Annotated in this window: 7 protein-coding genes; 5 read left to right on the top strand and 2 right to left on the bottom strand. The window is 32.4% G+C overall.

Annotated features, from left to right (window positions below; genetic code table 11):
• Positions 1-141: 141 nt before the first annotated feature.
• A complete protein-coding gene (locus tag EYD46_RS04205) occupies positions 142-5,310 on the top strand; it encodes a T9SS type B sorting domain-containing protein (protein ID WP_130935816.1) in 5,169 nt (1,722 codons plus the stop codon).
• Between the two features lie 83 nt (positions 5,311-5,393).
• Complete coding sequence (uvrB, locus tag EYD46_RS04200; protein ID WP_130935815.1) at positions 5,394-7,397, top strand: excinuclease ABC subunit UvrB; 2,004 nt, start codon at positions 5,394-5,396, stop codon at positions 7,395-7,397.
• A gap of 64 nt (positions 7,398-7,461) precedes the next feature.
• Here the strand turns inward: uvrB and EYD46_RS04195 are convergent, their stop codons facing one another.
• Complete coding sequence (locus EYD46_RS04195; protein WP_130935814.1) at positions 7,462-7,875, bottom strand: TerB family tellurite resistance protein; 414 nt, start codon at positions 7,873-7,875, stop codon at positions 7,462-7,464.
• A gap of 359 nt (positions 7,876-8,234) precedes the next feature.
• Between EYD46_RS04195 and EYD46_RS04190 the strand changes: the two genes are divergently transcribed.
• Complete coding sequence (locus EYD46_RS04190; protein WP_130935813.1) at positions 8,235-8,513, top strand: DUF1456 family protein; 279 nt, start codon at positions 8,235-8,237, stop codon at positions 8,511-8,513.
• Positions 8,514-8,552: 39 nt separating this feature from the next.
• On the opposite strand, the gene sucC is transcribed toward EYD46_RS04190, so the two are convergent.
• On the bottom strand, positions 8,553-9,743 hold the full coding sequence (gene sucC, locus EYD46_RS04185; protein ID WP_130935812.1) for an ADP-forming succinate--CoA ligase subunit beta: 1,191 nt from the start codon (positions 9,741-9,743) through the stop codon (positions 8,553-8,555).
• A gap of 208 nt (positions 9,744-9,951) precedes the next feature.
• Here sucC and lysA point away from each other — a divergent pair, with 208 nt between their 5' ends.
• Complete coding sequence (gene lysA / locus EYD46_RS04180; protein ID WP_130936230.1) at positions 9,952-11,187, top strand: diaminopimelate decarboxylase; 1,236 nt, start codon at positions 9,952-9,954, stop codon at positions 11,185-11,187.
• Positions 11,188-11,615: 428 nt separating this feature from the next.
• A complete protein-coding gene (locus tag EYD46_RS04175) occupies positions 11,616-12,794 on the top strand; it encodes a DUF1624 domain-containing protein (RefSeq protein WP_229731282.1) in 1,179 nt (392 codons plus the stop codon).
• Positions 12,795-12,842: the final 48 nt, after the last annotated feature.

Here is a 12,842-nt window from a genome sequence, read left to right as displayed (position 1 = left end):
TTAAAAAATCTATATCAACATCTAGTTATTCAACACTAAAAATTAAACCTTAAGCGTTTATTTAAGTCTAAAAAGACTTAAAAGCAATATATTTATTGCTTTTAAAAACTAAACTCTACCAATACCAAATAATTAATAGTTATGCTAAGGAAACTTATATTTTGCTTAATTGTTTTAGTCAGCCATCAAGGGTTTTCCCAATTAAGTAAAACACACTATATCCCTCCCTTAACGTATGCTGAATCGGGTAGTTCTACACCACAAGACCAGTATATATATCTTTCAACTCCTAGAAATTCTGACGTTCCTTATACTATAAAACCCATAGGACAACCTGAAGCAAATTATATAACTGGTACTGTAAGCAATAATAATCCAGCAGAAATCTCAGTAGGCAGTGGTGGTAATACCCAACTATTTATAACACCATCAGCTTCAAGTGTAATCTCTGCAAATAAAGGTTATATAATAGAAGCTGAAGATGTGATATATGTATCGGTAAGAATGAATGCTGGTTCACAAGCAGGTGCTCTTGTAAGCAAAGGTTTATCTGCACTTGACACCTCATTTCGAATTGGTAGTTATAACAATGAAGGAGCTTTTGCTAATTCTCGTGATAACTATTTGAATTTTGTTTCGGTAATGGCTTCGGAGGACAATACACAGGTTACCTTTAGTAACTTACCCGCAGGACTTATAATTGAAAATTACAGTGGAACTACTCCGATATCGGTAATATTAAATGAAGGAGAGAGCTACACTATAGCTACTAATAGCGCTAGAAGTTTAATTAATGAAGATGGCTTAATAGGCGCCCTTGTAGAATCAGATAAACCAATTGTTGTTAATTGTGGATCTGCAAATGGTACTTTTGGTGGTGGCGGTGCCAGAGATTATGGTATAGATCAAATTGTTGGAGAAAGTAAAATAGGTACAGAATATATATTTGTAAGAGGAGATGGCTCAAATAATTGGGAAAACATCTTACTAGTAGCTCATACTAATAATACCTCAATTAATATCAATGGAAATGCCTCTGGTATTACTATTAATGCTGGGGAATACTTCATTATAGAAGGAAATAACTATAGTAATAACGACAACATGTATGTTGAAACATCACAACCTGTTTTCGCATATCAAGGCGTTGGTGGTTTAAGTAATAACGGTTCTCCTTCTGAGGCTAACCAAGGGATGTTTTTTGTGCCTCCACTAAGTTGTGAAACACGTGGTAATCTGGATAATATAGCTAATATTAATCGTATTGGCGGTAATAACTATGAAGGAGGAATTACCATAGTAACAAAAAGTACTGCTAATGTTACCGCAATATCGTCTACAACAGGTAATATTCCTCTAGGTGCTCCAAATGCTGTAACTGGAAAAACAGATTATGTTACCTATAAAGTTAAAGGTATCACAGGCAACATTACGGTAGAAAGTGATGATGAGTTATATTGTGCATATTTCAATTACAGTGGGCAAGCTACATCTGGAAGCTTCTATTCAGGGTTTCCTTCGCCGCCAGAAATTAATTTTGATGTAACATTTACTGCCTTAGGTAACTGTATTCCTAATGTTACTTTAGAAGCTGCAAATGCTCAAAACTTTGATAGTTTTAGGTGGCTTTTTGATGATGGCTCTGGAGCAGGTTTCGTTGATATCTTGGAAACTAATTCTAGTATAACACCCAATAATCCAGGAACATATAAATTAGTAGGTATTATAGCATGTACTAATGATGAGCTAGAGTCTGTGGAAATCCCTGTAAGTATTTGTCCAGATGATAGAGATAACGATGGGATTATCGATAATATAGATATAGATAATGATAATGACGGTATCCCTGATTGTACAGAGTCTAGAGGAGACGTTACACTAAATACTACAAATTTAAACACACCTGAATTAGTATTTCAAGATGGAAGTACAAATACAACTATAGCTACGGGTAACTTTACCCAGACTAATAGTGATGGGGGTACCAATACATTCAATGGAAACGCTACAGGTAATATTAATAGTGTAGTTATGCCTGCAACTTCTGCTCAAAACAACTATACTTTGAATTTTACCGAAGCTGTAGATATCAAATTCTCAGAAAACAATACTATAACACATGTTGAAGCTAATGGCGAATTTTTTATAGTTAGAATATTACCCGTAGATAAAAACATTACATTAGTGGATCCTGACAACAGACTTTTAGTAGATTCAAATTTTGATGGCATTTTTGAAACTGGAGTTACCATATTATCTGGCTCAGAAATACGCTTCAAGTTTAACCCTTCACCTAGTGGAAATACACCTTATGAATTTCTCGCAAATCAAGTTGATGGTTTTTCATTTGTTCATATTTTAGAAAACGGAACCTCGTCTTCTACATTTAATGGGGTTTTATCATTGTCATGTTATCAAAAAGATACAGATTTTGATGGTATTAAAGATGCATTTGATTTGGATAGTGATAATGATGGCATTCCTGATTTTATTGAAAATCAAGGTGTTTTAACTCCCTTATCAGGAATAGATGCAAATAATGATGGTTTAGACGATATTTATGATGCAAGTATAGCTCCTATAGATACTGATGGGGACACCGTTCCAGATTTTTATGATTTGGATAGCGACAATGATGGTATTACAGATTTGATAGAAACCGGGGAACTAGGCTTACTTTCTGATACAGATTTAAATGGAATTGTTGACGGCCCAAGTTTTGGAACCAATGGCTGGATAGACGTAGCAGAAACTACACCTGACAGCAATGAGATTGGATATACATTAAATGACTTAGATGCCGATGGCGTTTTTAGCTACATCGATGAAGATAGTGATGGCGATGATTGTACCGATGTAATTGAAGCTGGCTTTTCTGATGGTAATATGGATACCTATTTAGGCGATGTTACCGTTGTAGTAGATTTAGTTGCAGATGCCTCCACAGGTTTAGGTCTCGTTACCAATGCTATTGATGGGTATACTTTGCCAGACGCTAACTACTTAACTGCAGCCCCTATTACAATTACAGAACAACCAGCAACAACCACAGTCTGTGAAAACTCGACAGATAGCTTTATGGTTGTCTCTCCTGAAGCAGAAACCTATCAATGGGAAACTAGCACAGATGATGGTACTAATTGGAGTATAATTACAGATGACGCTACCTATTCGGGAACTCAAACCGATCAGCTTACAATTACCAATATTCCGTTAAGTTTCAATAATTTTCAATATCGTGTAAAATTAGATCGTAGTGGAAATAGTTGTGGTATTTATTCCGATCCGGCGATTTTAGAAATAAATGCTTTGCCGATAGCTAATACCCCAAATACTTTCCAACAATGTGATGATGACAGCAACGATGGACAATCCTTTTTCAACTTAACTTTAGATAATATTAAAGCAGAAATCAATCCAAATTTTATTGCTGAAAACTTAGTATTTACCTATTTTGAGACAGAAGTCGAAGCAAATAGTAATTCAGCCCCTATACTTACCCCTGAAGCATATTTAGATTCACCTGGCTTTACACCAGAAACTATATGGATTAGAGTTGAGGACACAAATGGATGTCATAGCGTAGTGCCATTAACACTTCAAGTTAACCCTAGTAGTACAGCTTTAAATAACTACAATCCGCAACCTAAATTTCAATGTGATGATGGTATAGATAGTCGTGATGGCATAGCTACTTTTAACATAACAGATATTAAAAATGAAATTGAAACTAATATTTTCACTACCGTTACGGTAACGGCTCATTTCTATGAAACTTTAATGGATGCAGAATTAGAAACTAATGAAATCATAGATATCAGTAATCACGAAAACACTAACTCTCCCAATGTGCAAACTATTTGGGTAAGAGTAAAAAGTAATTTAGGGAACGATTGTTTAGGGATAAAAGAATTTACCAATCTATTAAATGTCGAAGCTTTACCTGTAGCGCATCCAGTCGTTATAGAGAGACAATGCGATTACAACTTAAGCGATAGTGTTCTAAATTATCCTTTCAATGTTTCACAATTAGAATCTGATATCCTTAATGGACAGAATACATCGAATATTAATATTACCTATTTTGATGATTCAGGAAACCCCTTATTATATAATGATGGTACTCCAGTAATTAGCCCAATCCAACCTGTTTTCACTTCAGAAAATCAAACTATAACAGTAAGAGTAACAAATAATAATACTCAAGATCCTGATGGCGCTTGTTTTGATGAAACCCTTGTAAGTTTTATAGTAGATGTTAATCCAATAGCCAACCCAGTATCTCAACAAATTGTATGTGATGGAAATAGTGGAGACATTGATGATGATGGATTCTACCCTTTTAATACTTCGACATTTACAAATACAATTTTAGGTAACCAAACCGGAATAATGGATATTAATTATGATTTTTTTGATGAAAATGGTAACTTCTTAATTAATCAACCTAGTTTACCTAATCCCTTTATATCTAAAACTCAAACAGTATTTGTTGAAGTAATCAACCCTCAAAACATGTATTGCTCAGATGTTACTACAATAGATTTAATTGTAAACCCAAAACCTGAGTTTGAAGTAGAAAGCCCAAGAATAGTATGTTCTTCAAATCCAGCATTTAATATTAGCTTAGAACCTCTAGGTGTAAATACTAACGAAATATTTACTTATGAATGGCGTTTTGAAGGTAATCTAGTATCCAATGATGCCGTTTTAAATAATGTATCAACACCAGGAATTTATTCCATAACGTTAACTAAAACAGATGGTACCGGCTGTTCAAGAACTAGAGAAATTAGTGTTGAATCTTCTGAGATAGCAAACATTACAACCGAAGATATAGATATTGTAGATATCTCTGAAAACAATACTGTTACCATAGATACTTCTAATATCGGCAGAGGTACTTATGAATTCGCTTTAGTTGAAAAAGACTCTAATTTTAGGAATTACCAAACCGAACCTATTTTTACAAATGTTAGAGCAGGGTTCTATACGTTATATGTTAGAGAAAGTATTTGCGGAGAAATAAATATTCCTATTTCGGTAATAGGGTATCCAAAATTTTTCACTCCAAATAATGACACTTTTAATGATTTATGGCAGATAAGAGGTGTAGATGAAAATACTCAGGCTAATAGTATAATTTATATTTATAACCGTTATGGAAAACTCATGAAGCAGTTATTAACCTCTGCTGATGGTTGGGACGGCACATACAATGGGCAACTCATGCCAACTGATGATTATTGGTTTAAAGTATACCTTGAAGATGGTAGAACTTTTATGGGACATTTTACCCTAAAACGCTAGTAAAAATTTCACTAGTTAAATTCTTATTCCCATCTATATTAAGTAATTTAGAAGCATTGTAATTACAACATGAATTACTTGCTATGAAATTTAAAATTGAATCAGAATTTAAACCCACAGGAGACCAACCTCAGGCAATTCAGCAACTTGCTGATGGTATAAGCTCAAACGAAAAGTACCAAACACTTTTGGGTGTAACAGGTTCTGGTAAAACATTTACTGTAGCCAATGTCATTGAAGAAGTACAACGTCCTACACTGGTTTTAGCACATAACAAAACACTTGCAGCCCAGTTATATTCTGAGTTTAAACAGTTCTTCCCCAATAATGCAATAGAGTATTTTGTATCTTATTATGATTATTACCAACCTGAAGCTTACATACCAGTTTCTGGAGTTTACATAGAAAAAGACTTATCCATTAATGAAGAAATCGAAAAGATGCGACTAAGCACTACCTCTTCCCTACTTTCTGGAAGGCGAGATGTATTAGTTGTAGCATCTGTATCCTGTCTTTATGGTATTGGTAATCCTATCGAATTTCAAAAAAACGTTATTACCTTAAAAAGAGATCAGGTTATTTCCAGAACCCAATTATTACACCAATTGGTACAAAGCTTATACTCAAGAACTGAAGCTGATTTTCGACATGGTAATTTCAGAATAAAAGGCGATACAGTAGATATATTTCCCAGCTACGCAGATGATGCTTTTCGTATTCACTTTTTTGGAGACGAAATAGAAGATATTGAGTCCTTTGATATTCAAACCAATAATGTTGTTGAAAAATATGACCGTTTAAATATTTATCCCGCAAACATGTTTGTGACTTCTCCTGAAATTTTACAAGGAGCTATTAAAGAAATTCAAGATGATTTAGTAAAACAACACGATTATTTTAAGGATATTGGTAAACACCTTGAGGCGAAAAGACTAAAAGAACGAACGGAGTTTGATTTAGAGATGATTCGCGAATTGGGTTACTGCTCTGGTATAGAAAACTATTCTAGATACTTAGATGGAAGAGCTCCTGGAACCCGACCATTCTGTTTATTAGATTATTTCCCGGATGATTATTTAATGGTAGTAGATGAAAGTCATGTTACCATATCGCAAGTACATGCCATGTATGGTGGAGACAGAAGCAGAAAAGAAAACTTGGTAGAATATGGCTTTAGGTTACCTGCTGCTATGGATAACCGCCCCTTAAAGTTTGAAGAATTTGAAGCTTTGCAAAACCAAGTAATATATGTAAGTGCTACACCTGCTGATTATGAATTACAAAAAACTGATGGTATTTATGTAGAACAAATTATTCGTCCTACAGGTCTATTAGACCCAATTATTGAAGTTAGACCAAGTTTAAATCAGATTGATGACTTAATAGAAGAAATACAAGTTCGTGTTGAAAAAGATGAGCGTACATTAGTAACGACTCTAACCAAAAGGATGGCAGAAGAACTCACAAAATACCTAGACCGCATACAAATACGTTGCCGTTACATTCATAGCGATGTAGATACATTAGAGCGTGTTGAAATTATGCAAGACCTGAGAAAAGGGTTATTTGATGTGTTAGTTGGTGTAAACCTACTTCGTGAAGGGTTGGATTTACCCGAAGTATCTTTAGTAGCTATCTTAGATGCAGATAAAGAAGGGTTTTTACGCTCTAACAGATCTTTAACACAAACTGTTGGAAGAGCAGCAAGAAATCTAAATGGAAAAGCTATTATGTATGCTGATAAAATTACTAACAGTATGCAAAAAACAATAGATGAGACAAACTATCGTCGTGAAAAACAAATAGCTTATAATACAAAACACAATGTAAAACCTAAAGCATTAAACAAAAGTTTAGATAATGCATTAGCAAAAAATTCTATAAGCACTTATAGTTATGAATTAGAAGCCGCAAGAGCAGCAGAACCTGAAAGCGAGTATTTAACTAAACCTGAGTTAGAAAAGAAAATTAGAGAAAAACGCAAACTCATGGAAGAAGCTGCAAAAGCTTTAGATTTTATTGTAGCAGCACAATTAAGGGACGACATAAAAATTTATCAAGATAAATTAGAAAAGCTAAAAGTTTAAGGGTTATAACTTTTAGCTTTTCATGAATATCAGCCGATTAACGACCTACTTTTGTCAACATTTACTAGTTATACTGCGTTTTAAAAATATCTATTAAAACATCAGGAGGGACTATTTTATTAGGAAAACTTTCCATTAAGTATAATACTTTCGAAATAGACTCATGACTCAATCCCATACGCAATCCAAAATTATAGAGTTTAATAACTCCTGCAGATGCTGTATTATTACCATGCTCTTGCTCAATATTCATTAGTAAAACTAATCTATGAAATTGAACAATACGTTCACTATGCGATTTTAAATGCGAATAGTTTACGGGATGAGTGATTAAATAATCAAAATCTTCACGTGAAATATCTAATTGTTTGGCTACTCCAAGTAAAAAATTATACTCTATATCTTTTATGTCTTTATCATATTGCGCAAAAGCAATCATTTCTGATAAAAGACTTAATTTTTCCATTCTATTAATCATTCTATGAGGGTAATTTTATTGATAGTATAAATTTACATAGAAAGGTTTTTTGCTAATCGTGGATATACTACCTCTCATCGAAAAACGTAACGCTATTTATCGGGTATTTTATTAGTTTTATCAAGTTTCATTTTTTTTAGTCTGATATAATCGCACATCAACATTTTATCGATAATATCTCAAATACAATAAAAATATTTTAAATTATTGTAAATCAGTGTTTTAAAATAAAAATACAAGTGGTTTTTTACTATAAATTTTAAATTACCTTTGAAAACAATAACAAAACGCCAAAAAGGTATGCCTCTTGTTTTAAAATCGATGAAATGCATTACTGAATTGTGGCTTAAAAATTTGATATGACAAATAATGATATTTTAAAAAAGTTGAGAGTAGCTTTAAAGTTACGTGATGATGATATTGTAAGTATATTAGCTTTAGTTGATTTTAGAATCTCTAAAAGTGAATTGGGAGCGTTTTTCAGGAGAGAAGACCATCCAAAGTATATGGAATGTGGAGATCAAATACTTAGAAATTTTTTAAATGGGTTGGTAATACATTTAAGAGGTCCAATGCCTCCCAAGCAAAAATCGACACCAAAAGGAGAAAATAGAAAACAAAAAAAGAGCGATATTTAAATATCGCTCTTTATATATTTTATCTTTCTAAAAGGGTTTTTAAGACAAAACCTCTTGAACCTTATCAGCAGCTTCTTGGAATTGAGTAGCACTTAATACATCAAGTCCAGAATTGTCAATTAATTCTTTTGCTATATCAGCATTGGTTCCTTGTAACCTTACAATAATAGGTACATTAATATTACCCATATTTTTATAAGCATCAATTACACCTTGTGCTACACGATCACAACGTACAATACCACCAAAAATATTTATCAAAATAGCTTTTACTTCAGGATCTTTTAAAATAATTTTAAATGCAGCCTCTACTCTAGCCGCATCAGCAGTTCCTCCAACATCTAAAAAGTTTGCTGGTTCTCCTCCGGCTTGTTTAATTAAATCCATCGTAGCCATTGCCAAACCTGCACCATTTACCATACACCCTACATTACCATCTAAATCCACATAGTTTAAGCCAACTTCCTTAGCTTCTACTTCAATAGGATTTTCTTCTCGTAAATCCCTTAAATCAATATAATCTTTATGTCTGTATAACGCATTGTCATCAATAGTAACTTTAGCATCTACAGCCATTATTTTGTTATCACTTGTTTTTAAAACAGGATTAATTTCAAATAAAGACGAATCAGATTTTACATAAGCCGTGTATAATGCTGTAACAAATTTTGTCATCTCTTTAAAGGCTGTTCCAGATAAGCCTAAGTTAAACGCTACACGTCTAGCTTGAAATGGCAATAAACCAACTGCAGGATCAACTTCTTCAGTAAAGATTAAATGTGGTGTTTCTTCTGCTACAGTTTCAATATCCATTCCGCCCTCTGTAGAATACATAATCATATTTCTACCAGTACCTCTATTTAAAAGTACAGACATGTAGAACTCATCTGTTTCACTTTCTCCAGGATAATATACATCTTCAGCAACTAAAACTTGGTGTACCTTTTTACCTTCTGCAGAGGTTTGTGGTGTTACCAAATTCATTCCTATAATTTGTCCTGCAATATCTTCTACTTCTTGTAAATTTTTGGCAAGCTTTACACCACCACCTTTTCCTCGTCCACCAGCATGAACTTGGGCCTTTATTACATGCCAACTGGTTCCAGTTTCAGAAGTTAATTGTTTTGCAGCAGCTACGGCTTCATGTTTGTTTTGAGCAACTATACCTCGCTGAATGCGTACACCAAAATTGCTTAAAATTTCTTTTCCTTGATATTCGTGTAAGTTCATAATTTCCTCTATCGTTTTTAAGAAAAGCAAAAGTAAATAATCACTTGTAATTATTCTAATATTTAACGTAGTATTGCTTTCAAAAAAAAAGATTGATAAACTCAGAATGTTAAATAAATAACAAAATGTTTAATTTGTATAATTTTTAGTTATTTGATTTGTTTTTGATGCTAAAAAAATATCTTTGTCCGAAATTAAAAAAACACCAATGGAAAACACCCAGTTGTTAAAGATTGTAAAAGAGTTTGGAAACCCTTTATATGTGTATGATGGAGAAAAAATTGAATCTCAATATCATAAATTAACCAGTGCATTTAAATCTGTAAAAAACTTAAAAATTAATTATGCTGTAAAAGCGTTATCTAATATATCAATACTTAAATTATTTAAAAAACTGGGAGCTGGTATAGACACTGTTTCTATACAAGAAGTACAATTAGGTTTAGCCGCTGGTTTTAAGCCAGAACAGATTATCTATACACCAAATGGTGTGTCTTTAAATGAAATTGAAGAAGCTGCTAAACTTGGTGTAAATATAAATATAGATAACTTATCTATTTTAGAACAGTTTGGAGCAAAGCACCCAAAAACTCCTGTTTGTATTCGTATAAACCCACATGTAATGGCGGGTGGGAATGCTAATATTTCAGTAGGACATATTGATTCTAAATTTGGGATTTCAATCCATCAAATACCGCACTTATTACGTATAGTTGAGAATACTAAAATGAACATCAATGGCATTCACATGCATACGGGTAGTGATATTTTAGATATTGATGTATTTTTATATGCTAGCGAAATTTTATTTGAAACTGCTAAAAACTTCAATAATCTAGAATTTATTGATTTTGGCTCTGGTTTTAAAGTACCATACAAAACTGGTGATATTGAAACTAATATTGAAGAGCTAGGTAAAAAACTTTCTAATAAATTCAACGCTTTCTGTAAAGAATATGGTAAGAATTTAACTTTAGCTTTTGAGCCTGGTAAGTTTTTAGTAAGTGAATCTGGACATTTCCTTACTGAAGTTAATGCTGTAAAGCAAACAACTTCAACGGTTTTTGCTCAGGTAGATTCAGGATTTAACCATTTAATACGACCAATGTTTTATGGTTCACATCACGAAATTGATAATATTTCTAATCCAAATGGCCGTGAACGTTTTTATTCAGTTGTAGGTTATATATGTGAAACAGATACTTTTGGAAACAACAGGCGTATCAATGAAATAAACGAAGGTGATATTTTACGCTTTAAAAATGCTGGCGCATATTGTTTTTCAATGGCTAGTAATTATAATTCTAGATATAGACCTGCTGAAGTGTTATGGTATAAAAACAAAGCTCATTTAATTAGAAAACGTGAAACTTTTGATGATATTCTACACAATCAAGTTGAAGTAGAGTTTTCAGTAAAAAAAGAAAAAGCTACATCGGTATAACAAAAAAGCGTTTCAAATGAAACGCTTTTTTTATTCCATTTACGCCAATTATGTTTTTACAATTTTTTAAACTATACCTTGGTTAGTTTAGTGAAATCTAAATAAATCCCTGAACTCAAACAACTTCATTTAAAACACCAGTCATAGCTGTTTTTAGCAAAACAACCCTACGAGAAATATCATAAACTTTAATTTTCTCAATTCTTACACTATTCTCATAATAAAACCTAGATAACCTTTAACTGAGTTAACAATTGTATTTACGAAATAGTATCACAAAAAAACATCAAAAGTAGTTTTTCTTTCATTTACAGTAGTTTTTTAATCCAATACTAAATACACATATTGTATAAACAGTATATTTTAAAACTAAAGTTTGTTACTTCCCTCATATTTATCTAAATTCAAGGCAATCAACCAAATATATTTTGCAAAACAAATCTAAACGCATTGAATCTATAGACATTTTAAGAGGTCTAGTAATGCTACTAATGGCATTAGACCATACAAGAGACTACTTTCATTATGGCTCATTTTTTTCCGACCCTACAAACCTAGACACTACTACCACTTCTTTATTCTTTACCAGATTTATAACTCATTATTGTGCACCAGTATTTATCTTTTTGGCTGGAACTTCTGCGTTCTTGTACGGTACTAAAAAAAGTAAATCACAATTATTTAAGTTTTTAATCACACGTGGATTTTGGTTAATTTTTTTATCAATTATAGTCAACAATTTTATTTGGAAATTTGATGTTACCTATGGTTTTATAGTCCTTCAAGTAATATGGGCTATTGGCTTGTGTATGATATTATTATCCTTCACTATTTATTTACCAATCAAAGCCATTCTAGCTATAGGTGTACTGTTAGTTGCTGGTCATAATACATTAGATGGTATCGTATTGAAAGGCTCCAGTTTTACTTCCATAATTTGGTACATACTCCATCAGTCACAATTTATAATGATAGATGGTAGAATGTTTGCTTTTGCTTATCCTATCATACCATGGTTTGGACTCATTAGTTTAGGTTATTGTTTTGGGACACTATACAAAAAGGACTTTAATACAGATTTAAGAAGAAAATATTTAGTTAGAATTGGAGTAAGTTGTATTGTATTATTTTTTATTTTTAGATGTACAAATATGTATGGAGACTTAGTACCATGGTCAGCTCAGGATACTACAACCAAAACAATACTATCGTTTTTTAATCTTACCAAATACCCTCCCTCTTTATCGTATCTGTTAGTAACTATTGGTCCAGCATTACTGTTTTTAGTTGCTATTGAAAATGTAAAAAATAAAGTTACCAATATATTGCTTGTTTTTGGACGTGTACCCTTATTCTATTATTTCTTACATATTGTTGTGCTTCATGTATTAGCCATTGTAGGTATATTGATTTTTGGTGGAGACTGGGAAAACATGATTTTAACAAATGATGTATTTAGAAATGCAAAACTTTTAGATTATGGCTACTCGTTATTTGTTGTGTACCTTGTTTGGATAGGTGTAGTAACACTCCTATATTTTCCAAGTAGAACTTACATGCGGTATAAAGTAAACAACCGTGATAAATGGTGGCTTAGTTACTTATAAATAAAATAATTCTAAAAAATTGTTTGAATCTGTAAAAGGAAAGGTTGG

It is taken from the genome of Hyunsoonleella pacifica, from assembly GCF_004310335.1.
In the GTDB taxonomy this organism is placed as follows: domain Bacteria; phylum Bacteroidota; class Bacteroidia; order Flavobacteriales; family Flavobacteriaceae; genus Jejuia; species Jejuia pacifica.
Note: the sequence above shows the minus strand (reverse complement) of the source record. Positions and strands in the feature narration are given on the sequence as shown.

Bases quoted from the DNA above. Each gene is read 5' to 3' on its own strand.
- EYD46_RS04205 (WP_130935816.1), top strand. From the start codon at position 142: ATGCTAAGGAAACTTATATTTTGCTTAATTGTTTTAGTCAGCCATCAA.
- uvrB (WP_130935815.1), top strand. From the start codon at position 5,394: ATGAAATTTAAAATTGAATCAGAATTTAAACCCACAGGAGACCAACCT.
- EYD46_RS04195 (WP_130935814.1), bottom strand. From the start codon at position 7,875: ATGATTAATAGAATGGAAAAATTAAGTCTTTTATCAGAAATGATTGCT.
- EYD46_RS04190 (WP_130935813.1), top strand. From the start codon at position 8,235: ATGACAAATAATGATATTTTAAAAAAGTTGAGAGTAGCTTTAAAGTTA.
- sucC (WP_130935812.1), bottom strand. From the start codon at position 9,743: ATGAACTTACACGAATATCAAGGAAAAGAAATTTTAAGCAATTTTGGT.
- lysA (WP_130936230.1), top strand. From the start codon at position 9,952: ATGGAAAACACCCAGTTGTTAAAGATTGTAAAAGAGTTTGGAAACCCT.